Genomic DNA, 22,483 nt, shown 5'->3' with positions numbered 1-22,483 from the left:
TGTCACCGATCAACGCCTGCGGCCTGGGCCTCAACGGCGCGCAGGACGCGCTTGTTGTCACCGCCGGGACAGGATTCTTGTCACCACCGGCGTAAGGGACAGGGCATCTGTCATCGGGCCCGTGACGCCGACCTGCGCCGATGGTCCTGCCGTACGTACGCCGCCGGTCGCTGTGACAGAAACCGTGTCCAGGTGACCTCTATCGTGTCCCGGCACAGGCTGTTATCGATCAAACAAACATCGCTGACACAGGCTCAAGGTTCGATGGCACAGGACAGGTGCCTGTGACAACGATGTCGCTGGGCTTCGTGTCCCGTCTCGCTCGACCTGGTCCCAGTCTCAGACGGTCGGGTCCGATCCTCCTGCGGCGGACCAGGTCGATTGAGACGTGCAGGTCATCCGGCCGAACGCTCGATCGAGGGCAAGTGGCAAACCTCTCTCGCGGACCAGATCCCCGGAGATTTCCAGCGACCTGCCGTCTCAATCGATCTGGTCGTCCCAGGTCACGGCCAGGTGCTCGGACCAGATCATTTGCGACAGGACACTTCGCCCGAGGGCTGCCGACAGGATTGAGCCGACCACGCCCGGAACACCTCACGCTGCCGAGGTGAGATCCAGGCACCAGTCGTTGCTTCGCATGAAGCGCCCCGGGGGATATTCGAAGTCGCACTCACCCATCAAGGAGAAGCCGACCTTGCTGCAGATCGCGTTCGACGCGGGGTTGTCGACGGACGGGAACGCATGGATGCGATCGTTCTTCCCCTCCGCCCGAGCGTCCGCGACGGCTGCCGCTGCGGCAGCGACCGCGATCCCCCGTCCCTGGAACGGCGGCAGGACGTTCCAGCCGGTCTCATACACGGCCTCGTCCCGCCAGACCCGATCCCAGTAGCCGATGGTGCCGACCCCTATGGCCTCCGGAAACAGGACGATGATGAACATGTGGCCTTTGCCCATCGCGGCGATGTTCAGATATTTCTGGTGACGCGCAAGAACCTGCTCATCAGTCTCCGGGCCTCCCACATGCTTCTTCATCTGCGGCGTGTTGACACGCCGCAGCAGGTCAAGGCCGGCATCCGCCCAGGGCTCGATCCGCACCAGTGGCGCATCCGTCCGCTCCGGCATCTCTCTTGTCCCCACCCTCAGCCAGTCACGTTCGCGTCCCAACGCCTCAGTGACCGGACCCTAGCCACCCCGGAGGCGCACGCGACAGTCAATTACGTGACCTCACGGCCCGCCCCGGCATCGATACCCGCGAACCATCACCAGAAAGCGCCATCTCCGGCGAGAACCGCGGCGTCATCCTTTCCGCACACCCGACATATCCCAGCTCAGAACGCAACCCCCTTGCCATGACCGACGGGACACCGGCACGCTGCTGACCAAGCCTCTCCCGCGCCGAGTCCTCGAACCCTCCGAGATTCCCACCGCAAACCGACAACGGCCAGCTCAGAGACTTCTCTGCTGTCACGCTGAACGAGACCAGACAGTGCGGGTGTCGACGGCGCGGGTCTGTACGGTCATCGGTGTAACTCCCGATCAAGGAAGTAGCACCTGATGAGTGACGTGACTGTCTCGGTTGAGACGGTTGAAGAGGTCCTGCCGGTCGAGCTGTCGGCGGATCTACTGGACGACCAGTTGATCGGGAAGCTGGTCGACCGGGCCCGGTCCCAGGGATTGCAGCTGACCGGCGAGGGCGGGTTGCTGCAGCAGCTGACCAAGCGGGTGCTGGAGTCCGCCTTGGAGGGCGAGATCACCGACCACCTCGGCTACGACAGGCACGACCGGGCCGGTGTGGGCAGCGGGAACTCCCGCAACGGAGTACGGCCCAAGACCGTGCTGACCGAGGTCGGGCCGGTCGAGATCGAGGTGCCCCGCGACCGTGACGGCAGCTTCGAGCCGCAGATCGTCAAGAAGCGGCAGCGGCGGCTGAGCGGCGTGGACGAGATGGTGCTGTCGCTGTCCGCGCGCGGCCTCACCCACGGGGACATCTCCGCCCACCTGGCCGAGGTCTACGGCGCGAGCGTGTCCAAGCAGACCATCTCCACCATCACCGACAAGGTCCTGGACGGAATGGCGGAATGGCAGAACCGGCCGCTCGACTCGGTCTACCCGGTCATCTTCATCGACTGTGTGCACGTGAAGGTGAGGGACGGCCAGGTGGCGAACCGTCCGGTCTACGTGGCCCTGGCCGTCACCGTCGACGGGACCCGCGACATCCTTGGACTGTGGGCCGGCGACGGCGGTGAGGGTGCCAAATACTGGCTCCAGGTCCTGACCGAGATCAAGAACCGGGGCGTCGCGGACGTGTGCATGGTCGTCTGCGACGGCCTCAAGGGCCTGCCCGACGCCATCGCGACCGTGTGGCCGCAAGCGATCACACAGACCTGCGTGGTCCACCTGATGCGGGCCTCGTTCCGCTACGCGGCCCGCCAGGACTGGGACAAGATCTCCCGCGCGCTCAAGCCGATCTACACCGCGCCCACCGCGCAGGCTGCCGAGGACCGCTTCCTGGAGTTCCAGGAGGAGTGGGGCGAGAAGTACCCGGCGATCGTGCGACTGTGGGAGAACGCCTGGGCCGAGTTCGTGCCCTTCCTGCAGTTCGACGCCGAGATCCGCCGAATTGTGTGCACGACTAACGCGATCGAGTCGGTCAACGCCCGCATACGGAAAGCCGTCCGCGCCCGCGGGCACTTCCCGAACGAGGCCGCCGCCTTGAAGTGCGTCTACATGGCCGTCATGAGCCTGGATCCCACCGGCCAAGGACGCAAACGCTGGACCATGCGATGGAAGCCCGCACTGCAGGCCTTCGACATCGCCTTCGACGGCCGACTCTCCGTCGGCCGCCGCTAACTCACAACACCCGAGTTACACCGTTGGCTGGACAGACCCGACGGCGCTGCTTCGGGAGACCCGAACTTGAGGTGGCCCGGCTCTGTCGGGGGCGGCTGCTACGGTCCGCGCATGAGAAAGCGCGTGCCATTTACTGGTGGCGAGAAGGAGAGTCTGCACGTTGCCCTCGACCGGCATCGTGATGCGGTGCTGTGGAAGCTTGAGGGCCTTGACGATGAGCAGTTGCGGCGAACGATGACTCCGTCGGGGACAAACCTGCTGGGTCTGGTCAAGCATCTGGGGGGTGCGGAGCTCGGCTGGTTCTGCGAGACCTTCGGCCGCGAAACGGGGCCCTTGCCGTTCGACTTCGATGTCGACGAGACGTCCGACATGCGGGTGGAGCCGCACGAGTCCACCGGGGACATTCTGGAGTTCTACGGCCGCGCCCGAGCTGCCGCCGACAAGGTGATCGACGAACTCGGCATCGACGAACTCGGCAAGTCATGGTCCGGCGATGCCGTGTCGCTGCGCTGGGTACTCATCCACATGACGACAGAGACCTCGCGGCACGCGGGCCACATGGACATCCTGCGCGAGTTCATCGACGGCTCGACTGGCGACCACAACCGGGGCTGATCCACGCAGGTCGATCCGGGTTGCGGTCTGGTAGCAGCCGAGAAGGTGCAAATCGAGGGGCCGTCCGGCGTCGGACTCCGCACCAGGCGTGAATACCTGAAGAAGGCGCCTGGCCCGGTCGCGGCTATGATCCAAAGCTTCGAACGATTGGGGGGACGGTGGGGATATTTCGGCGCGGAGAACGTCGTGAGGGGGCGGACCTACCGCGCGACGGGGAGTTCGCGTTCCTGTCCGAGGCGGAGGCTGCCCGGTTGCGCACCTTCGTCCGCGAGGCCTTCGCGAAGCGCGGCATCGAGGTAACGGTCGAACCGGGAGGCGTGACCGCGCAGGATCGGCGCTTCGGCCTGTCCAATCTCGCGGCGGTGTGCCACAACGACAGCCGCGGTCCCCGGAGCTGGCGGACGCTGGTGGACGAACATGTCGACCGGGTCATCCGTTCGATGGATGGACGGCAGGCTCTCAGGACCCTGCCGCACGAACGGCTCCTGGCCCAGCTCTACCCCCGCTTCATTCCCGGCGAACCCGCGCTCCTGAAGGCCTTCGGGTACGGTCCCCAATCGGTCCCGGGGCTGCTGGAGGTGCTGGCGCTCGACCTCCCGGAAACCGTCGACATGCTGACCGCAGACTCCCTCTCCGATCTGGGTGAAATCACGGCCCTTCGAGACCGTGCGCTCCAGAACCTCCGGGCCGTCCGCGTTGACAAGCACAAGGTGGTCAGGGAAAAGGACGGCACCCACTTCGACGTGCTGATGGGCGGCTCGTACTTCATCGCGAGCCTCGCCCTGGTCCTCGACGAGGTCGTACGCCGCTACACCAAGGACGCGCCGGCGCCGGACGGAATCCTGGTCGCGCTGCCGCACCGGCACCAACTCGCCTTCCACGTGATCCGCGACAGTGGCGTGGCCCCTTCGCTTCAGACCATGGCCCGGTTCACCGCCGTGGGCTTCGAGGAGTCACCGGGCGCGCTGAGCCCCTCGGTGTTCTGGTGGCATGAGGGCAGCTTTACCCAGGTCGCCACGCAGGACAGCGCCGGCCTGCACATCAAACTCACCCAGTAGGGCATAGACCTGGCGGCACGTCTTGCGGGCGGATAGCCAGTCCTGGCTCAACATGCAGCCTTGATATCACTTCGAAACGCCACCGGCGGACCACATCGCCTGAGACGACGGACACCATCCGCGCGCGACGGACCAGATCACATGAGATTCGAGGGAGCTCACCGTCTCAAGTGATCTGGTCCCCGAGAGAACACAGGCTTGACTCCGAACCAGATCATTTGAGACGGGAGAACGGGAGACGGGGCAGCTCAGCGGACGGTCACAGCGTGCCCCCGGGGTTGTCCAGCCACACAGTCGAGCCGTCCGAGGTGACGGTCATGCCGTACCGGTACCGCGCCGGCGGCGTCCCCTCGTCGTCGGTGACGTTGTCCCACAGCTCCTCGACCCGGTCCCACAGGCGGGCCGGGCCGGCCTGCCGGACGGTGCCGTCGGCGACGTCGGCCCACGACCCTTCCCCGTCCCACAGCCGCACCGAGGCCACTTGCCCGTCCGGGCCGAAGGTGCGGCCCCACGCGGTGTGCGGCAGCACCAGGGAGCACGCGAACGCGAAGTGGTCGTCGGCCGCATCGTGCGGGTCGAGACTGGTCGGCCGGTCCTGCGTGGCGTCCGGCTCCCCCGGATACGGGACGGAGCCACTCGAACCGGCGTCGCGGGCGGCCATGAAGAACGCCGGATACGCCTCGAACCTGCCGCCGGCGGTGCCGTCTTCGTACCGCACCAGCCGCACCACGCCGCTGCCGACCGGCACCACCAGCACCGCGCCCGGCCGGGTCTGGGTGAGCCACGCGGCAGGAATGTCGGGCATGGCGCACGTGGCGATCAGGGCGTCGAAGCGGCGGGTGCCGACCGCGCCGAGCGCCCCGTCCCCGACACGCACGGCAGGGCGCCATCCCAGCATGTTCAGCCGGGCCTCGGCGGCGCCTGCCAACTGCGCATCGACCTCGACGGTGACGACCTGCTGGGAGGACAGGCGGTGGCACAGCAGGGCCGTGTTGTAGCCGGTGCCCGTACCGATCTCGAGCACCAGCGCATCGTCGTCGACGTGCAGGGCCTCCAGCATCCGCAGCATCAGCGACGGCGCGGTAGACGACGACGTGGCGACACCGTCGGTCATCTGCACCGTCAGCGCCGCATCCTCGTACGCCCCCACCATCCAGTCGGGGTCGTCACGCTCGACCCGTTGCGGCTGCCCGTCCGGGCCGAGCCGCCAGTAGGCGGGCACGAACAGGTGCCGGGGCACCTCCTCGACCGCCTGGCGCCACCGCTTGTCGTGCAGCGCCCCGTCGTCGGCGAACTTGGCGGCCAGCGCGAGGCGCAACGCCTTCCCGCGGTTGTCCACAGTCACGGTCATGCGAGTCCTTCCAGCAGGTAGTCGGCGTGCGCGGCGGCGATCGGCAGGCCGGTGTCCTTCTCAATCCATAACCACTGGCCTGCAGGATTGTTCTCAAGCCACCACCACGCCCCGGACCGGTCCACAGAGAAGTCCAGAGCGCCGAACGTGAGCCCGTCGTGGTCCAGCATCGCGCGGACGCCGGCGGCGACGTCGGCGGGCACCTCGACCGGGTGGTAGGTCAGGGCGTCGTAGTCGGTGCGCCAGTCCACGCGGGTACCATCGGTTCCCGCGTGCACGGCCGCGCCGAACAAGCGCCCGTCGACGACGGTCAAGCGCACATCGTGGGCCTTGTCGATCCACTGCTGGAACAGGTGCGCGGTCAGCGTCACCGACTCGTCCAAGGTGGCCGGGTCGATGAGGTGCGCGGGGATCATGTGGTTGCGCTGCTCGGGGCCCAGCGGCAGTTCCCCTCCGGTGATGGGCTTGCAGATGATCGGGCCGCCGAGCTCGGAGGCGAACTTGGCGGCCGCGTCGGGGTCGTTGGTGATCAGGGTGCGGGGCACGCGCAGCCCGAAGCGGTGGGCCAGCGCGAGCTGGCGCGGCTTGTGCGCGGCCGGGCGGTCCCGGTTGGGGTTGTTGATCCAGTTCACGGGCAGAGCCACCAGCACCTGCAGGAGGGCCTGGTCGGCTTGTGCTGCGGCCCACGAGTGGAACGGCTCGGGCACGGTGTCGGCGATCCCGGCAGGGCCGGGGCGTCTCCAGTAGACGCCCCGGACCTGCTCCAGCCGCACCGTGCGCAGCGAATCGCCGATCGTGCCGGTCCACTGGCCGTCCCGTATCTGCGCGTCCAGGTGGATGCGCTGCGGGAAGTCGGCCACATCGAACCGGAACACGGCCGCCCCGCGCCTGGTGAGCGCGGAGACCACCATGTCCGCCGTGGGGTCACGGCGCTCGGCGGCGACGAGCACTACGGGTGCGGCGCCCATCAGTACGGGTCCGGCGTGTCGTCGTTGGAGGAGTCCCAGTTGGTGTTGGTACAGGAGGAGGCGACGGCGCTCTCGTGCCAGGGACGGCCGTCCGAGGTGACGTTCAGCTGCTGCTGCTCGTCGTAGCGGATGCCGACGGCCGGCGGGACCAGGTACGGGATGGCGGTGCCACGCGCGGCGAACGGCAGCGGGCCGGTCGGCAGCGGCGGGGTGGGCTGTGCCAGCAGGGCTGTCACGGTTGTTTCTCCCTTGCTCGGTTCGGACAGTTGGTGGTGCAACCGGCCTGCCGGGTGGCTGGCCGGGGTCTGTGGGGTGGGGGGATGTCACACCATGTGGGTGACCGCGTGCAGGCACTGGTCGCCGGTGAAAACAACGACCGGCGGTAAGAACACGGACGACGCTGCGATGCACAGGGCTGCGGAGTGCCGCCGGCAGGTGCCAGCCAGCCGTAACGCTCGGTCGAGTAGGCGCATGGGGGGTTCCAGTGGTCAGGCCGCACCTGTCCTGTAGAAGCGGCAGATGGAACCGGCCCGGCAGGGTGCACGGGGACAACACGCCGCCGGGCCGGAGTCTTCAAGGCGCAGGCAGCCGGGGAACGGTCGCCCACACGGTCTTGCCGACCGGATCGCGATCACGCGCCCCGAAGTCGGCGGCGACTACCCGCACGAGCATCAGGCCACGCCCGTTCTCGGCGTCGCTCGGCACGATCACCGGCCGGGGGTGCCGGCGGCTGGGGTCGGACACCTCCAGCAGCAGCACCGTGCCGTCGTCGGTGAGGTGCACGTGCACCAGGCGCTGGGTGTCGCAGTGCCGGATCGCGTTGGTGACCAGCTCGCTCGTGATCAGCACAGTGGTGTCCACTGCGTCCTCGGGCACGCCCCAGCCGGTCAGAGCCCGCCATACCTGGCGACGGGCGATGTAGACCGTCTTGGGAAACGGCGTGAACCACATCTCCCACGTCTGCGCGGTCGCGCGGTCGTCTTGCGTATTCGTTGCGGGCACTACTCCCCCTACATGGGGGCACACGGCCCCCGCCGAGGTTCCAAGTGGTCAGGCCTGCACGGCATATGCCGAGTTGCGCTGTCCGGTTCGATCACCCCGAACCAGGGACTACTCTCAGCCACATCTCGTGCACGCCTGGTTCAGGAGACGCTACGCGGACGCAAGTGCGGGAAGAACTGACCGCGGGTACGAGTAACAGCGACGAGGACACGTCCCGCGGGGAGAGACATGCCAGCTCAGCCGCCAACACGGCCACCTACCGCACTGACTGCCGGTCAGCGAGGGCCCAGGGACGGCGTCGTGTCGGGGCATCTCCTCAAGATCACCCGCGAACGCACCGGCCGCACCCAAGCCCAACTCGCCGAAGACCTCGGCATGGACGCCACCAGCGTGCAGGGCTGGGAGTCCGGCCGCCGGCCACTGACCGCCACCCAAACCGGAAAGCTCCGCGAGGTCCGCCGCATCCTGCTGCGCCTCGGGGCCGACCCCGCCCTGTTAGTGCTGCTGGACGAGGCACTGGACGCCGACGCGGTGCTCTCCCACGCCCTGGCCGGACCATCCGGCGACGACCTGCGCGACCACCCACTGTCCGCATGGGTCGTCACCCGCGACACCACCCACATGCTCGCTTGGGCTCTGAAAGGCGCCGCCCCCACCGCGATCCCTCCCCACACCGCAACCACCCGCCGCCGGGGCCCCGTCGCCAACTCCCCGCTGCTCGGCGAGCCCGAACGCCGCGCAGTGTTCGCACACATGCGCCGCGCCGCCGAACTCGGCCACCGCGCCGGCGAAGACGGGGCGCTGCTGCGCCGCCAAGCCCTGTACCTGTGCTCCTACGACAACGCCCCCGACACCGCCTCCTGGCTCGCCGAGATGCGACGCCTGCTGCCCGCACCCAGACGCGGCCACTGGACACCGCACTGGGCCGACCAACGCTCCGTCGCCGCATCCTTGACCCGCCACGGTGACACCGACACGATCCACGCGTTCATCGCCGACGGCATGGGCGAGCTTGGCGAGACCGCCAACCTCAACTACTGGGCGTACTGGCTCGGCTTGGACGCCCTGCCCCAGGCCGACGACACGTTCATGGTCACCCGGCCCGCAGGCTCCTGGGACGGCCAGGCACTGCTGCGCCGCCTCACCGACCGCCTGGACCCCGACTTCGGGTGCATCGACCTCAACGTGCACTCCGTATGGTCGCTGCTGGGCACCCGGCGCGGCCTGCTCACCGCCGACCAGGCCCTGAACGACGACCTCCACCGGCGCGTCATCACGCTCCTGGACGGCGACGCCGTCTCCCGGCAGTCACGTGCCGAACTGGAATCCGTCTACTACGGTCTGAGGCTGCACCGGGTGTGACCACTGGAGAGGACGGCAACATGACCGACGCACACAGCACCGAGGACACCGGCACCGTCGGCTATCTGCTGGAGATGGGTGCCCTCAAGCGGTCCAAGCGCACCGGATGGTGGATCGCCGGCATCAAGGACCCGGAGACGATCGCCGAGCACTCCTGGCGCACCGCCGTCATCGGCGCCGTCCTGGCCATGATGGAAGGCGCCGACCCGGCAAAGGTCGCCCTGCTGGCCACCTTCCACGACACCCAGGAGACCCGCATCGGCGACATCCCGTGGATTGGCCGCCGCTACATCACCGCTGCCTCCAACGAGACCGTCACCGCCGACCAGGTCGCCGACGCCCACCCGAGCGTCGCCGACGGCATCAACGCCATCGTCCACGAGTACGAGAACAGCGACAGCCTGGAAGTCCTCGTCGCCCACGACGCCGACAAGCTCGACTGCATGCTGCAGGGCCTGGAGTACCTGCAGCAGGGCTACAGTGCCGCCCAGGAGTGGGTCGACTCCACCCGAGCCAAGCTCAAGACCCCCTCGGCACAGCAACTCGCCAACGCGGCACAGGGCATGTCGATCGCCGAATGGCAGCGCACCTACCTGCGCTGAGGCACCCCGAGCACGGCGAAGCCGCCCGGCCACGTGCTGTGGTGGGGGCGGCCGTCCGGCTGGTGCACGGCCACCAGCCACAGGTTGAGGGCCGCCAGGTATAACGCTGTCGTGATTAACAGACTCTGCATAGTGCTCGCCTTGGGACTTGCCCTGCCGGGCTGCACTTCGACCGCTACGCCCCCGAGGCCGGTCCGTAGCACCGCCTGGGACGACAGGCCTCTGGTTAAGCCTCCAGCGGGCAACGACTTTGTCTGCTTCCCAGCCAAGACCATGAAGTGCACGTGGAACGATGCGTCTGCTCAGAGTGCCGGGCAAACGGTGGACTGCGTAGAGATTCCGGACAACACCCCTGTATGACGACCCTCGTCCAGGTACCGGCACGGCAGAGCGTTTCGTCCCAGCTACTGAAGAAGTTCATCGTTGAACTCACCTACTCGACAGCGTTCCCTGCGCTGACCCACGACACTCTGACTCTCAGGTGGCCGAATGGGTCCCGGGCGGTCTTGGACATCCAGATCGGAAACGATTCCTGGTATCAGGCGATCGTCAAGTCCCGCATTATCAGCAAGACAGGCCAACCCCTCGTCGGCGAACCCTTCTCCGGCACCTTCTACATCTGCAACGGCTACAACCACGACCCAGCGTGTAAGACCAGTTAGCCAGGGTTGGGCACGTATGGCCCGAGGCCTCGCGTTCACCGCGGGTGGGAGATGGGCCACGCGGCGGCGTCCTCGACCGTACGCAGCGTGCCGGTGGCCTTGTCGGGGTCCTTGCGGCTGGTCCAGCCGCACCCGGCGCCGTCGAGACCTGCATCAACGGCACGCCGGCCTCCCCGGCCCGGTTCAGGGTGCCGCAGTTGTGTGCCCCGTGGTGAGCCTAAAAGGCCGCCAATAGTTGATCTCCAAGACGTCGGCGCTTCCGTCGGGCGGCGGGGTCACGCTCGGCGACGTGCTAGAGGTCTTTAACGGTGTGGGTTACGTGGGCTCGTGACGGTTGGTGTGGGCCGCGCTATGCCGGAGGGATGAGGTATCCCGATGGCGGTGGGCTGACGGCCGAGGAGCGGGATCGGCGTGAGCAAGTCCGACTTGCGGCGGCTGACTTGATCGAGGCGGGGGCCAGTGACGGGGAGGTGGCCCGGCGGTTCAGGGTGACGCGGATGTCGGCGAACCGCTGGCGCCGGGCTTTGGCTTCGGGAGGCCGCCAGGCGCTGGTCTCCAAGGGCCCTGGCGGCGCCCGCTGCAAGCTTGACGCGGGCCAGCTACGGTCCCTGGAGGCGGTGTTGGAGGCCGGTCCGGCCGTGTGCGGCTGGAGCGACCAGTGCTGGACGCTGGCCCGGATCGCCGAGGTCGTGCGTCGGCGGTTCGGCGTCGATTACACCCTGGCCGGGCTGGATCTGCTGCTGCACCGCATCGGCTGGAGCGTGCAGGTCCCGAGCCGCAAGGCCACCGAGCGGGACGAGTCGAGGATCGCCGCCTGGAAGGACGAGCAGTGGCCCGTCATAAAAAGACGGCGGCGGACCTGGGCGCCTGGCTCTGTTTCGAGGACGAGGCAGGTCAGGGCCTGAGGCCGCCCACAGGGCGTACCTGGGGCCGCCGTGGCCACACGCCCGTCGTGAAGGTCACCGCCCAAGGCACCAAACGGGTCTCGATGGCCGCGCTGATCTGCACCAGGGCCGGCAGCAGGCCACGGCTGATCTACCGCGTCCACCTGGACCGCGGTCCAGCGAAGTGTCGGCGCAAGGGCTTCACCGAGACCGACTACGCCCGGCTGCTGGATGCCGCACACCAGCAGCTCGGCGGCCCCGTCGTCTTGGTCTGGGACAATTTGAACACCCACGTCAGCCGCACCATGCGACGGCTGATCGCCGCGCGGCCATGGCTGACCGTCTACCAGCTGCCGCCGTACGCACCGGAGTTCAACCCCGTCGAGGGCGTGTGGTCGCACCTGAAGAGGTCCCTGGCCAACCTCACCAAACACAGCCTCGACCAGCTCACCGCACGGGTGAAGACGCGACTGAAACGGATGCAGTACCGACCCGGTCTCGTCGAGGGGCTCATCGCCAAGACCGGACTCGACCTCCAACTGCCGTGACCCCAGTCGTTAAAGATCTCTAGCGGCGTACCTTGAACCTCAGGTGCAACACCCTGTCGCCCTGAATGACCACGTGTGGATCCTCCAGCAGATGCTGCTGGTCGATGCCGCCGAAGTAGCGTCTGCCAGACCCGAACACCACCGGGACCACGTCCATCGCCACCTCGTCCACGAGACCGGCCGCGAGGATTTGGGCGCCCGCTTCGCCGGCGTTCACGGCGACGATCCGGTCTCCGGCGAGTTCCCGGGCCTTGTTGATCGCGGCCGCCACGCCATCGATGAAATGGTAGGACGCCTCGGGGTGCCACCCCTCGGGCTTTGGCCGGTGGGACACCACGACCACGTGATCTCCCGCGGGTGGGTTGCCTTCCCAACCGTTTACCTGGTCGAACAGGTTGCGGCCCATCACGATCGTGCCGATCGACTCCCACGTGGAGCGGACGTAGTCTGCCGACGCACGCGAGACCTTGATGCCGCTGTCCGCTCCGGAATGGTCGTACTGATCGTCCCCACCTACGACGATCGGGACGTCCCCGCTGAAGTACCACTCATGAAGGGGCCCGACCTCGCCCTTCTCGTCGGCGATGAAGCCGTCCACCGACACCACACTGTGCATGATCACCGTGCCCACGGGCCCTCCTCGACGTCTTCTTGCAGGTTCGGCGCAATCCTTTCGCGCCGATGGGATCCGGGCATGTAAGAAATCAATCGGCGGGCATCGGGCCGATGTCCTGCGGGCCTCGCCGCCCGACGGGGAATCGACGCAGCAGAGCTAGGTACTCCGTCGGGGTGTGGCCGGTGAAGTCTTTGAACTCTCTGCTGAAGTGGGCATGGTCGAAATAGCCCGCCGTTTGGGCGAGCTCCGACCAGTCGACCGGGCGCAGGGCGTCCACGGAAACGATCAGCTGCGCGAAGCGGTAGATCCGCGCCATCCGCTTCGGGGTGACACCGACATGAGTCTTGAACAGGTTGGCCAGGTGATTGCCACTCACCCCGGCTGCGTCTGCCAGCGAACCGACCGGGATCGAGCCGTGCGAGGTCTCCAGACGCCCGCCTGTGTGCTGGACCAGGTCGAGGCCGCGCGCCGGGGCGTCGGTAAGTCGCGACCGCAGCTCCTCTTCCAGCGCCCGCAGTGTCTCGGCGGCCGACGCGGCGTCGCCGGTCCGGTTTCGAATCCGGTCCACAGAGTGTTGCCAGACGGCATCGACCGGGGCCCACCGGTTACGCAGCTCGGCCGTCGGCATGTCGACGAACGGCGACATACCCCATGGTTTGAAGTGCACCCCGACGAGCCGCACCCGTGTGGGGTACTCGAAGAGGAAGCGCCTGGTCCATACGCCCATGAACCACCCGTCTGTGAACACAGCGGGCGGCACCGAACGGTCGGAGTCCCACAGGCGGACGGGCCCACCCAGGTGAAGGAACAAGTGTGCCGACGGCATCGGTGGAACGTTCATCAGGCGGTGGTGCGGCACCCCGGTCAGACAGTAGATGTCGTCGATGAACCGGTCGAGCGGCGGAGCGGGCACCCGGCCGAGGTATTCCATGGCCCCAGTGTGGCCGCCCGAGCGGTCAGTTCGCGAGGGTGGCGTCATCGGCCCTGCCATCGATCGTCTCCCCGCTGTAACCCCAGCCATTGAAGGTCTCTAGGTGACCGTGTCGACGCCTGGGCGGGCTTCCCTAATAAGACCTACCGAGGCTCCATCCGGCAGACTCGGTGCCTGGTAGCCGCCGGCAGGTGAGCACTCTTTCTTCCCTGGACACCGAGTCCTGTTGACAGATCGTGCCCCTGCCGGTCGGCCAGGAGCGAAATCGCTGATGGGATGTCGTGCCCGCCCGGTTGCGGCGTGAGCACAGCCTTATTAGGTCGCTGATGGTTCTCCTGCGGGCTACTGCCGATCAAGGTCGATGACGGAGGACGAGTTGCTGTTCGTTGGGGATGACTGGGCCGAGGACCACCACGACGTCGAGTTGATGGACACCGCAGGCCGCCGAATAAGCAAAGCCCGGCTGCCGGAAGGCGTGGCTGGCATCGAACGGTTGCACGCGATGATCGGTGCAGAGCTCGGCGAAGACAGCAAGGCCGAGGTCGTGATCGGAATCGAGACCGATCGGGGCCCGTGGGTGCGGGCACTGATCGCCGCCGGCTACACGGTGTACGCGGTCAATCCACTGCAGGCCTCCCGGTACCGGGAACGCCTGGCGGTCTCGGGGGCCAAGAGCGACGCGGCCGATGCGCACATGCTCGCTGACATGGTGCGCACCGATTCCCATCAGCTCCGCCCGATCTCCGGGGACACCGCCGACGCCGAAGCGGTCAAGGTCGTGACGCGTGCCCATAAGACCCTGATCTGGGAACGCACCCGCACCACGCAGCGGCTGCGGCACGCCCTGCTCGACTACTTTCCCGCCGCGCTGGAGGCGTTCGACGACCTGGACGCCCCCGACGCCCTGGAGCTACTGGCCAAGGCACCTGATCCGGCGGCTGCCGCGAAGCTGACGGCCGCGCAGATCGGCGCGGCCCTCAAGCGCGCCCGCCGACGCAGCATCCCCGAAAAGAGCACCAAGATCCAAGCCGTACTACGCGCCAAGCACCTGGGGCAGCCCGCCGCTGTGACTGCGGCCTACGCTGACTCGGTACGCGCCCTTGTCGCGCTGCTGACTACCTTGAACGAGCAGGTCAACTTCCTGCACGGGCAGGTCGAGGCATACTTCGGCCGACACCCGGACGCTGAGGTCATCCGCTCCCAGCCCGGGCTGGGGCCGATGCTGAGCGCCCGAGTGCTCGCGGAATTCGGCGACGATCCCCACCGTTACGCCAGCGCCAAGGCCCGCAAGAACTATGCCGGCACCAGTCCGATCACCCGCGCCTCCGGCAGGAAGAAAGTTGTGACCGCCCGGTACGTCCGCAACGACCGGCTCATCGACGCCCTGATCGCCCAAGCCTTCTCCGCACTGCGGGTCTCCCCTGGCGCCAGGGCATACTACGAGCAGCAACGCGACCGCGGCATCGAATTCAACGCCGCCCTGCGCCAACTCGCCAACCGGCTCGTCGGTATCCTGCACGGCTGCCTCAAAACCAGCACACCGTACGACGAGGCGACCGCCTGGTCCCATCGAGCCCATGTACTCGCCGCGTGATACCCCAGCTCATGGGGTCAACGGTTCCAGATAGCCGACTTCGAAGCGGTCTGCCACTACGACCGCCGTGACCTCACCTGTGTCGTCGCGTCCCACCCAGACCGGGTAGACGCCGTCTCCGCCCAGCATGAAGCTGACCAGCTCGGCCCCAGTAGCGTCATCGGTGACCTTGCTGTAGCCGTCTTCGGTGTCGTGGACGTCTTCGCCACCGCCGGAGGTGAGGGCCCGCATGTAGCGGCGGCCCAGTTCGGTTCGAGCGGTGGAGTCGACGAAGCAGCCCGTGGCGGAGTCGACGCCGAAGCCGAAGTACTGGCCGTCACGCAGCAACCTCACGTCCTTGCCCGGCGGGACTGCCATCGTCCAGCTGGCAGTCCGCTTCTCGCTCACCAGCAGACGCACGGCATACGTGTCGCGGGCAGTGAAGCGGTCGCCGAACATTTCGCCCTCGTAGCTTGCGCCAGTCTCCTGCACCGGGTAGACGCCGGGCGGAACTTCGATCACCAGCGGGTCGCGCTCGGCGCCGTTGGGCAGGTAGGAGGGGTCACAGACCGACAGCTGTCCGGTGGGCAAGGCGATGTCAGTCACCGTTCGAACCGGCTCGATGGTGAGCGGCTCCGACCGATGCCGGTGCGTGAACCTGGATCCGGGACTGAACAACTCGTCAGGCCAGGGCGCGGCCGCCGGCACCGGCGGCCGCCAGCCGAAAGGCCCCGCCGCACCAGTGGTCGGTCGCAGCGCGATGTCTGAAGTCTCCTCGACGAGCTTGAACGGTCCCTGCGTCCCGAACTGGGGTGCTGTCAACAGGCTTTCCCAGCGCCCGAATTCCGGAACCGGCAGCCACCACAGGTCGCGCGGCAGATCCACCAGGGTGTGCCTGGAGCCGCCGAGCCAGCCACGCGGGTACAGGCCCTGGCTGTTCTTCCCGTCCGGGTACAGATCGATGGTCCGTCTCCAGGCTTCATCCGAAAGATCAGGGAGATCCTGCTGCTCGTATCGCCACTCGGACAGGTAGCGCAGGAACAGCCGCCCCGGCTCCAGCCTGCGCAGGTCGGCTTCGAACACTCGGCGGCCCAGGGAGTCGAACCGCCAGATTCCCAGGTAGTGCTCGGTCCAGGCGACATGCAGCACGGCAACAGGAAGCTCCTGCGCGAGGGCGGCGAGCACAACGGCGTACGGCTCACCTGCCGCGTCTCGGCGAGCGGCTTCCTCTCGAGAGATTGGGCGGACTGTCGAACGCTTCGAGGAATCCCACCCGTCGCCATAGAACGCCTCGACGAGCACGTCGCTGTGCACCTCAGTCATCACTACCTCCCATCGCGCCGTCCGCTCCGTGGATCACCCTAATGACCGCCTCCGACAGAGGATCTACCGGAGGGCGAGCCGGGCAGGACAGCCCGATGGCGGTTCGCCCGGGCTGCCAGGGCGCGTCGGCCATCCGTACGACGAGGTGACCGCTTGTCCATCGAGGGCACACGCTCGCTGTTTGACACTCCAGCTCATGGGATGTCTGTCAAGTCTGTATGTTGAGGTTTCGGTAGCTTGGGCGGTGCGGTCGAACCAGCAGCCGTTCGTCGATTCCGAGCTCAGTGGCGCACCCTGCAGGAGTAAATCGCATCGCGATTCTCGGGCCGGTGGGTCCGCCCATGTTCGGACGGACCCACCGGCCCTCGCAACGGTGCTTAGGCAGGCTTAGGACTCCTAACAGAACGAGCTTGCGGAATGACTGACCGTCAAGAGTTGTTTTTCTCACGTTGGCACGGTCGATGTGGGGGTGTGCGGCGACTACTGATGTGGGCAAGCGCAAGCCGTGGGAGATCGAGGACGGTCTGTGGGAGCGGATGGAGCCGCTGCTCCCGGTGGTGGAGCGGCGTTACCGCTACCCCGGACGCAAGCGGCTTGACCAGCGCAAAGTCATGTGCGGGATCTTGTTCGTGCTGTACACGGGGATCCGGTGGGAGTTCTTAGTGCGTTGTGGCAAAGGGAGTCCCTGTTCGATGAGCAGGGGCTTCTTCGTGTGCGGGGCGTGATCGCGGAGGGGTAGGGGCAGGCAGCGGACGGCTTGTTGTCGATCGAGGAGGTTGGAATGCCGTCGGTGCTGGGTTTGATGGAACGGCGCGAGGCACGGGCGAGGCAGGAGCTGGAGTCTTGGACGGAGGTCTTGGAGCAGGCTCAGGCGGAGGTGAATGCCGCGCGGGAGCGAGTCGAGCGAGCCCGGGTGGGGCGTGAGGAGCTCGTGTCGGTGCTGGCCGAGAAGAGCGTGGTGAATACGCCGGTTTCCGTGCCGCCTGGTGGTGAGGCGGCTGCCGCTGGGGGATCGATCGGCTCCGGCGCGGGGTATGGCGAACGACCGCCGGTGTGGCGGTCGGGCATGGGCGAGGACGTGCTCAGCGGCCTGTATCGGGAGGTCTTCGCCGCTGCGGTGGCCGCTTCTGGGCCGGTGAGCGGGGTGGAGTTGACGCGGGCGGTGGGCCGGGATGCGGAGAACAAGAACGAGGTGGAGAAGATCCGTCACCGTGCCTACGCGCTCGAGAAGCGGGGCTGGCTGCTGCGGGCGAAAGACGGACGGTTCACGCCAGCGCCTGGAGCAGTCGCCCGGGACGCTTCTCCGGCCAGCGCGGAGCGTCTCCGGCCATCCGGCGCGACAGCCTGATCGTGGCTGCCCACCACACCATCTGCTGGTGGTGATCGGGGCGGCGTTCGTGGTCGCGGTTGAGGCGGCGTGATCGGGAGAGCCAGCTCAGCGTTCGCTCCACCACCCACCTGCGGGCCAGTACGACAAATCCGCGTTGTCCGTCGGATCGGCGCACGACCTCGATCCGGACTCCGTGGCGGGCGAACGCCATCGCCAGCGCCGGACCCTGGTAGGCGCTGTCGACCCACACCAGTTTCAGCAGCCGGCCCGGCTCGTCCATGAACGTCTCCAGCAGTGCGGGGGCGGCCTTGGAGTCGTGCATATCGGCCGTGGTCACGGTCACTTCCAGGAGCAGGCCCTCGGTGTCGGTCAGGATGTGGCGTTTGCGCCCGTCGCGTGATTTACCGCCGTCGTATCCGCGACTGTCCTCGCCGACGGTCTCGGAGGCATCCACCGACTGACTGTCGATGATCCCGGCGGACGGCTCGGCGTTGCGGCCTGCGCGTTCCCTCGCCGAGCGGCGGAGGCGTTCGTACAGCTCACGCGCGTAGTCGTAGGCCCGCCAGCGGCGGAAGAAGTCGTAGACCGCCCGCCAGTACGGGAAGTCGACCGGCAGAGCCATCCACTTCACGCCGTTGTCGACGAGGTAGCGCACCGCGTCAAGCATCTCGCGGTGGCAGTACGCCTCCGGACGCCCGCCCTGCTTGAGGAGCCAGGCCGGCACGGGCATCGCGGAGCGGACCTCGGCCCACTCCGCATCCGTCATGTCACTCGGATAGCAGCCTGCCCGCCGCCCCGGAACGATCGAACCGAACCGGTGCACGTAACAGTCACACCCAGGGGTGACCGTGGTGGACGCAGGCACAGTGGTACTGCTCAACTGATCAGGCAACGGGCTTCCTTGGTCGTGCTGGGTGTCGTAACCGCGTCACTACCAAGGGGCCCGTTCTTTCATGCCCGCGGCCGCCCCCGTACCTCTGTCCAGATGATCACCCGCGCCGCACACCTCGAACGAGATCCGGTTTGCCACAACGCACTGAGACTTCACAACCTTCGTAGCTTCAGCACTCCGAAGGGTCGCGGGTGGCCGTGCCTGTTGGCAGGAGAACGACGAACCCCGACAAGAAACGATCTTGTCGGGGTTTAATCTCAAGCTGAGAGGGCTTCTCGAAACCGAGTGTGGGGCTGGGTTTGTGCTGGTCAGGTGTAGTGCCGGGGTGGGTGAGGTAGGTCCGGTGCGTCCGTGGAGGTGGCGTGCTGGAGGTGCGTGATGGCGTCGGTGCTGGGGCGGCTGGAGGAGCGGGAGGCGTGCGGCCCGGAAGCGGGTGGAGGAGTTGCAGGCCGAGTTGGAGGCTGCGCAGTCGGCGACCCACCGCGCGACGTTGGCGGGGTAAGGCGCCGGCAGCCCGAGGACGATGTGCTGGAAGCCGGCGACGACCGCCTTGCCGATCGCCTCCCGGGTCATCCGGGGCTGGTCCTAGGAGACCGGCAGGTGGATCGAGCGGGTGATCGAGGCGGGGTCGCGACCGATCTCGGCACAGTAGCGGTCCAGCAGCGCGCTGCGGCGGACGACGTCGTCGATGTCTCCGCCGGGGATGTTCCACAAGTCGGCGTGCTCGGCAACCACACGCAGCGTCGCAGACGAGCGTCCGCCGATCAGGATCGGCGGGTAGGGGCGCTGGACCGGCTTGGGGTTGCAGAACGCCCCGGTGAGCTGGACGTAGGTGCCGTCGAAATCGAACGGCTCGGTCTCCGTCCACAACCGCCGGATGACGGTGCACGCCTCGGCGAGGCTCCCCACGGAGTGGGCGAAGTTGTGGAAGGGCAGGCCGTGCCCTCGTACTCGCGCCGGGCCAGCGGGTGATCAGGACGTGAGCCCGCGCCCGAGACCGAAGTCGAGCCGCCCGCCGGCGACGACGTCGACGGTCGCGGCGATCTTGGCCAGCATCGCGGGCGGTCGGAAGCGGTTACTGGTCACGAGCAGGCCGAGACGCAGCCGTCGAGTCTGGGCGGCGAGGGCCGATATCAGCGTCCAGCCTTCGTAGGCCGGTCCGTCCGGGTCGCCGCCGATCGGCATGAGATGGTCGAACAGCCACGCGTGCTCGATCTCGGGAATGGCGTCCGCTTCCTGCCAGACCCGCAGGACGTTGTGGTAGTCGACCTGCATGGGGGCGGTCATAATCCTGAAGCTTGGCATGGGGCCGTGGGTCCTTTCTGGTGATCGGAGGTCGGCTGCCCGCCCCTGAAGGGCGGGCAGCGTGCTTCCCAGAGCGTCACTTGGATTCGATACGGCCCAGCGGATCGGTGCTCTCCGCCAGATCGGCCCTCGCCGCGGACCAGCTGGTGTCCGCGGGATAGAGCGCGCTGCGGAGGAAGGCCCACGTGAGCCACTGGATCAGGGTGACCCGTGTGGGGCTCTCGTCCGTCGTCTCCGTGGAGGTGTACCCGGAGATCCCGCCCAGCGAGTGTTCTGCCCCGAACAGGGTAAGCAGGCTCTTGGTCCCCGGGCTCAGGAAGTACGAATCCGTGAACCACTCCGGTCCCCGGACGGTCAGGGCGGACTGGTCCTTGTCCCCCGCGACCACCAGGGCCGGCGTGGTCATCTCCGCGAAGCCCGGGTTCATGAAGGAGAAGTGCTCGGCGGCGAACGGCGTCAGGTCGGCGCCGCCCGTGCCCGGCACGGCAAGCAGCACACCGGCCTTGATCCGCGGGTCGGACGTGTCCTTGCCCGGGACGCCCTCGGCATCGAGGACCCGCGCGCCCAGCAGCATGCTCGCCGTCTGGCCGCCCCAGGAGTGCCCGGCGGTGGCGATGCGGCTCCGGTCGAGGCGCCCCGCGAGGCCGGGAACGGCGGCTTCGATGAGGTCCAGCTGGTCGACGATGCGCGTCAGGTCCTCGACCCGGAAGCGCCAGATCTCCGGGTAACGGGGATCGTCGGGCGTGACGTTCAGCGTCCGCGAGTCGAGGTGGGTAGGCTGAACGACCACGAAACCGCGGGCGGCCCAGAAGTCGACCAGCGGGGCGTAGCCGTCCAGCGACTCGCCGAAGCCGTGCGAGAAGACGATGACGGGCAGTTCGTCGCCGGTCGCCGGGGCCGACACCCGCACCTGCAGGTCCTCGCCGCGGCCCGGGGCCGGCAGCACCACCGGGCGTACCGAGATGACGGGAATGGGCGTGCTGACGACTTCATCGGGGTGGTGCATCGGTTTCTCCTTGAGAAATAACGTGAGCGGCGATGCGTGACCTGGTCATAGGTCGCCAGTTCTGGCACCATGGACAAGCGGATCCGCGTTCCGTTACCGACGATACGGATCATCGTTCCGTTTAGCAAGATGAGTGGCGGAGGCAACAGCGCAGTGGCTGACATCGGCAGCGGATCAGAATCGTCAGCCCCCCGGAAGCGGGCCGACGCCCGGCGCAACGAGGCGACACTGCTGGAAGCGGCCGCTGCGGCTTTCATCGCTTCCGGCGTCGATGCGCCCGTGCGCGACATCGCGGCCAAGGCCGGCGTCGGCGTCGGCACGATCTACCGCCACTTCCCGACGCGGGCCGATCTCATCGTCGCCGTCTACCGGCACCAGGTCGAGGCATGCGTCGAGGCGGGCCCAGCCCTGCTGGCGAACAGCGACTCACCGCACACCGCCCTGGCGCGTTGGATCAACCTCTTCGTCGACTTCCTGGTCACCAAGCACGGCCTCGCCGAGGCGCTGCAGTCCGACGACGCCACCTTCGTGACCCTGCACGCCTATTTCATCGACCGCCTCATGCCCGTCTGCGCCGAGCTGCTCGACGCCGCCGCCAGGGCAGGCGAGATCCGCCCCGACATCGAGGCCCTCGAACTGATGCGTGGCGTCGGCAACCTCTGCATCGGCGCGAACAAGGACCCCCGGTACGACGCCCGTCGGATGGTCGAACTCCTCCTCGCCGGACTGCGCCTCCACTAGGCAGAGCCTCACTCTCTTGCAGTTACTGGGGACCGGTAGAGAGTGATGTCCTTTGAGAAGCCGTTGTCTTACCGGACGTGATCGCCGGCGCTGGCGCCATGCACTTCAAGCCAGCCGTAGATGGCGTAGGGCCTCCAGGGTCCCGAAGGTAGGGAGCATCGGTCGGACTCGGCGCACATGTGGGACAGCCTCGCCGCCCACGCCGCCTCACTCGGCTACACCCTCGAGCGCGGCAACACCGCCACCGCCAACGGATGGACCAACCCCGACACCCGCACGGTACGAGTCAGCGACACCCTCAACGACGCCCACGCCGCCAAGACCCTCACCCACGAAGTCGCCCACATCCAGTGCGGGCACGTCACCGACATGAACGAATACCGGCAGCACCGGGGCCGGATGGAGACCGAGGCCGAATCCGTCGCCTACGTGGTGTCCGCAGTGTTCGGCCTGGACGCCGCCGCCTACTCCGTCCCCTACGTGGCCGACTGGGCAGGACGCCCGAAGAGCGCGAGCGTCTCACCGCCGCGGCGGCCGCACGCGCCCAAACCCCGGAGGAGTTTGCCCACGACCTGGTCGTGGACGCAGTCGACGGAGCCTTCACCCGCGCCCTGGTCAGCCTGCGCACGGACATGGCCGTCATCATCCAGGCAGAGGCCCCGCAGCCCCCGCGGCCCGTCGCCGACCTCGATGAGACCGAGGCACCCATGTCCAGCCGTGACCTGCGCGCTGGACGTCACGCCGCATGACCGCCTTCCTCACCACGCCGTACTTACTCAGCATCGCCGGCGAGATACCCGGCGACCCCCAGTGCGATGACCTCAGCAAGATGGACGCCATCCTGGCCCGCCCCCGCGCCCACTA

At 67.6% G+C, this 22,483-nt stretch carries 21 protein-coding genes and 2 pseudogenes; 12 read left to right on the top strand and 11 right to left on the bottom strand.

Features of this window, described 5'->3' with window-relative positions:
- Positions 1 to 594: 594 nt before the first annotated feature.
- Positions 595 to 1,122 carry a GNAT family N-acetyltransferase gene (locus tag EFK10_RS02395; protein WP_127354112.1) on the bottom strand — a complete coding sequence of 176 codons (528 nt, stop codon included), beginning with the start codon at positions 1,120 to 1,122 and terminating at the stop codon, positions 595 to 597.
- Between the two features lie 432 nt (positions 1,123 to 1,554).
- Between EFK10_RS02395 and EFK10_RS02390 the strand changes: the two genes are divergently transcribed.
- From EFK10_RS02390 to EFK10_RS02380, 3 genes are all read left to right on the top strand, one after another.
- Complete coding sequence (locus tag EFK10_RS02390; RefSeq protein ID WP_127354111.1) at positions 1,555 to 2,850, top strand: IS256 family transposase; 1,296 nt, start codon at positions 1,555 to 1,557, stop codon at positions 2,848 to 2,850.
- Between the two features lie 111 nt (positions 2,851 to 2,961).
- Positions 2,962 to 3,465, top strand: a complete 504-nt coding sequence (locus tag EFK10_RS02385) for a DinB family protein (RefSeq protein ID WP_127354110.1) — start codon at positions 2,962 to 2,964, stop codon at positions 3,463 to 3,465.
- Between the two features lie 251 nt (positions 3,466 to 3,716).
- Positions 3,717 to 4,523 (top strand): hypothetical protein, encoded by an 807-nt coding sequence (locus EFK10_RS02380; protein ID WP_127354109.1) that lies wholly within the window; start codon positions 3,717 to 3,719, stop codon positions 4,521 to 4,523.
- A 259-nt stretch (positions 4,524 to 4,782) separates the two neighbouring features.
- Here EFK10_RS02380 and EFK10_RS02375 read toward each other — a convergent pair whose 3' ends face one another.
- From EFK10_RS02375 to EFK10_RS02360, 4 genes are all read right to left on the bottom strand, one after another.
- Entirely contained in the window at positions 4,783 to 5,874 is a 1,092-nt protein-coding gene (locus EFK10_RS02375) for a methyltransferase domain-containing protein (RefSeq protein ID WP_127354108.1), read from the bottom strand.
- Entirely contained in the window at positions 5,871 to 6,842 is a 972-nt protein-coding gene (gene tgmB, locus EFK10_RS02370; RefSeq protein ID WP_240676934.1) for an ATP-grasp ribosomal peptide maturase, read from the bottom strand. Before tgmB ends, EFK10_RS02375 begins: the two co-directional genes overlap by 4 nt.
- Positions 6,842 to 7,078 carry a hypothetical protein gene (locus EFK10_RS02365; protein WP_127354107.1) on the bottom strand — a complete coding sequence of 79 codons (237 nt, stop codon included), beginning with the start codon at positions 7,076 to 7,078 and terminating at the stop codon, positions 6,842 to 6,844. The genes tgmB and EFK10_RS02365 overlap by 1 nt, the downstream gene beginning before the upstream one ends.
- A 337-nt stretch (positions 7,079 to 7,415) precedes the next feature.
- Positions 7,416 to 7,844, bottom strand: a complete 429-nt coding sequence (locus EFK10_RS02360; RefSeq protein WP_240676933.1) for an ATP-binding protein — start codon at positions 7,842 to 7,844, stop codon at positions 7,416 to 7,418.
- A 300-nt stretch (positions 7,845 to 8,144) separates the two neighbouring features.
- On the opposite strand from EFK10_RS02360, the gene EFK10_RS02355 reads away from it, so the two are divergent.
- From EFK10_RS02355 to EFK10_RS53750, 4 genes are all read left to right on the top strand, one after another.
- Positions 8,145 to 9,206 carry a helix-turn-helix domain-containing protein gene (locus tag EFK10_RS02355; protein ID WP_164835785.1) on the top strand — a complete coding sequence of 354 codons (1,062 nt, stop codon included), beginning with the start codon at positions 8,145 to 8,147 and terminating at the stop codon, positions 9,204 to 9,206.
- A 20-nt stretch (positions 9,207 to 9,226) separates the two neighbouring features.
- Complete coding sequence (locus EFK10_RS02350) at positions 9,227 to 9,808, top strand: HD domain-containing protein (RefSeq protein ID WP_127354105.1); 582 nt, start codon at positions 9,227 to 9,229, stop codon at positions 9,806 to 9,808.
- A gap of 356 nt (positions 9,809 to 10,164) precedes the next feature.
- A complete protein-coding gene (locus tag EFK10_RS02345; RefSeq protein WP_127354104.1) occupies positions 10,165 to 10,470 on the top strand; it encodes a hypothetical protein in 306 nt (101 codons plus the stop codon).
- 362 nt (positions 10,471 to 10,832) lie between these two features.
- A protein-coding gene (locus EFK10_RS53750; protein WP_456318719.1) for an IS630 family transposase occupies positions 10,833 to 11,902 on the top strand; the annotation gives its coding sequence in 2 pieces (ribosomal slippage) (positions 10,833 to 11,310 and positions 11,310 to 11,902; 1,071 coding nt in all).
- A 19-nt stretch (positions 11,903 to 11,921) separates the two neighbouring features.
- On the opposite strand, the gene EFK10_RS02330 is transcribed toward EFK10_RS53750, so the two are convergent.
- Positions 11,922 to 12,533 (bottom strand): dihydrofolate reductase family protein, encoded by a 612-nt coding sequence (locus EFK10_RS02330; protein ID WP_127354102.1) that lies wholly within the window; start codon positions 12,531 to 12,533, stop codon positions 11,922 to 11,924.
- 73 nt (positions 12,534 to 12,606) lie between these two features.
- On the bottom strand, positions 12,607 to 13,449 hold the full coding sequence (locus EFK10_RS02325; RefSeq protein ID WP_127354101.1) for a helix-turn-helix domain-containing protein: 843 nt from the start codon (positions 13,447 to 13,449) through the stop codon (positions 12,607 to 12,609).
- A gap of 376 nt (positions 13,450 to 13,825) precedes the next feature.
- Here EFK10_RS02325 and EFK10_RS02320 point away from each other — a divergent pair, with 376 nt between their 5' ends.
- Entirely contained in the window at positions 13,826 to 15,043 is a 1,218-nt protein-coding gene (locus EFK10_RS02320) for an IS110 family RNA-guided transposase (RefSeq protein WP_127354121.1), read from the top strand.
- Between the two features lie 9 nt (positions 15,044 to 15,052).
- On the opposite strand, the gene EFK10_RS02315 is transcribed toward EFK10_RS02320, so the two are convergent.
- Complete coding sequence (locus EFK10_RS02315) at positions 15,053 to 16,345, bottom strand: DUF4241 domain-containing protein (RefSeq protein ID WP_127354100.1); 1,293 nt, start codon at positions 16,343 to 16,345, stop codon at positions 15,053 to 15,055.
- A 488-nt stretch (positions 16,346 to 16,833) separates the two neighbouring features.
- On the opposite strand from EFK10_RS02315, the pseudogene EFK10_RS02310 reads away from it, so the two are divergent.
- Together EFK10_RS02310 and EFK10_RS02305 are read left to right on the top strand one after the other, a co-directional pair.
- Positions 16,834 to 17,034, top strand: a pseudogene (locus tag EFK10_RS02310) (transposase); the annotation flags it as partial.
- 92 nt (positions 17,035 to 17,126) lie between these two features.
- A complete protein-coding gene (locus EFK10_RS02305; RefSeq protein ID WP_240676932.1) occupies positions 17,127 to 17,693 on the top strand; it encodes a BAR domain-containing protein in 567 nt (188 codons plus the stop codon).
- Here the strand turns inward: EFK10_RS02305 and EFK10_RS02300 are convergent.
- The 3 genes and pseudogenes from EFK10_RS02300 to EFK10_RS02290 all read right to left on the bottom strand — a co-directional run bounded on the left by EFK10_RS02300 (position 17,611) and on the right by EFK10_RS02290 (position 20,878).
- Positions 17,611 to 18,441 carry an IS5 family transposase gene (locus EFK10_RS02300; protein ID WP_240676931.1) on the bottom strand — a complete coding sequence of 277 codons (831 nt, stop codon included), beginning with the start codon at positions 18,439 to 18,441 and terminating at the stop codon, positions 17,611 to 17,613. The genes EFK10_RS02305 and EFK10_RS02300 overlap by 83 nt on opposite strands.
- A 711-nt stretch (positions 18,442 to 19,152) precedes the next feature.
- A pseudogene (locus EFK10_RS02295) lies at positions 19,153 to 19,842 on the bottom strand (LLM class flavin-dependent oxidoreductase).
- 106 nt (positions 19,843 to 19,948) lie between these two features.
- Entirely contained in the window at positions 19,949 to 20,878 is a 930-nt protein-coding gene (locus EFK10_RS02290; protein ID WP_127354096.1) for an alpha/beta hydrolase family protein, read from the bottom strand.
- Positions 20,879 to 21,007: 129 nt separating this feature from the next.
- Here EFK10_RS02290 and EFK10_RS02285 point away from each other — a divergent pair, with 129 nt between their 5' ends.
- Together EFK10_RS02285 and EFK10_RS46900 are read left to right on the top strand one after the other, a co-directional pair.
- Complete coding sequence (locus EFK10_RS02285; protein ID WP_127354095.1) at positions 21,008 to 21,619, top strand: TetR/AcrR family transcriptional regulator; 612 nt, start codon at positions 21,008 to 21,010, stop codon at positions 21,617 to 21,619.
- Positions 21,620 to 22,197: 578 nt separating this feature from the next.
- Positions 22,198 to 22,368: a hypothetical protein gene (locus tag EFK10_RS46900; RefSeq protein ID WP_164835782.1), complete on the top strand. Its 171-nt coding sequence runs from the start codon at positions 22,198 to 22,200 to the stop codon at positions 22,366 to 22,368.
- Positions 22,369 to 22,483: the final 115 nt, after the last annotated feature.

It is taken from the genome of Streptomyces soli (assembly GCF_003999195.1).
Taxonomy (GTDB): Bacteria; Actinomycetota; Actinomycetes; order Streptomycetales; family Streptomycetaceae; genus Actinacidiphila; species Actinacidiphila soli.
Note: the sequence above shows the minus strand (reverse complement) of the source record. Positions and strands in the feature narration are given on the sequence as shown.

What these genes read in the sequence shown, in the direction of transcription:
- EFK10_RS02395 (WP_127354112.1), bottom strand. Translation starts at nt 1,122, where the DNA reads ATGCCGGAGCGGACGGATGCGCCACTGGTGCGGATCGAGCCCTGGGCG.
- EFK10_RS02390 (WP_127354111.1), top strand. Translation starts at nt 1,555, where the DNA reads ATGAGTGACGTGACTGTCTCGGTTGAGACGGTTGAAGAGGTCCTGCCG.
- EFK10_RS02385 (WP_127354110.1), top strand. Translation starts at nt 2,962, where the DNA reads ATGAGAAAGCGCGTGCCATTTACTGGTGGCGAGAAGGAGAGTCTGCAC.
- EFK10_RS02375 (WP_127354108.1), bottom strand. Translation starts at nt 5,874, where the DNA reads ATGACCGTGACTGTGGACAACCGCGGGAAGGCGTTGCGCCTCGCGCTG.
- tgmB (WP_240676934.1), bottom strand. Translation starts at nt 6,842, where the DNA reads ATGGGCGCCGCACCCGTAGTGCTCGTCGCCGCCGAGCGCCGTGACCCC.
- EFK10_RS02350 (WP_127354105.1), top strand. Translation starts at nt 9,227, where the DNA reads ATGACCGACGCACACAGCACCGAGGACACCGGCACCGTCGGCTATCTG.
- EFK10_RS02345 (WP_127354104.1), top strand. Translation starts at nt 10,165, where the DNA reads ATGACGACCCTCGTCCAGGTACCGGCACGGCAGAGCGTTTCGTCCCAG.
- EFK10_RS02325 (WP_127354101.1), bottom strand. Translation starts at nt 13,449, where the DNA reads ATGGAATACCTCGGCCGGGTGCCCGCTCCGCCGCTCGACCGGTTCATC.
- EFK10_RS02315 (WP_127354100.1), bottom strand. Translation starts at nt 16,345, where the DNA reads ATGACTGAGGTGCACAGCGACGTGCTCGTCGAGGCGTTCTATGGCGAC.
- EFK10_RS02305 (WP_240676932.1), top strand. Translation starts at nt 17,127, where the DNA reads ATGCCGTCGGTGCTGGGTTTGATGGAACGGCGCGAGGCACGGGCGAGG.
- EFK10_RS02300 (WP_240676931.1), bottom strand. Translation starts at nt 18,441, where the DNA reads ATGACGGATGCGGAGTGGGCCGAGGTCCGCTCCGCGATGCCCGTGCCG.
- EFK10_RS02290 (WP_127354096.1), bottom strand. Translation starts at nt 20,878, where the DNA reads ATGCACCACCCCGATGAAGTCGTCAGCACGCCCATTCCCGTCATCTCG.
- EFK10_RS02285 (WP_127354095.1), top strand. Translation starts at nt 21,008, where the DNA reads ATGAGTGGCGGAGGCAACAGCGCAGTGGCTGACATCGGCAGCGGATCA.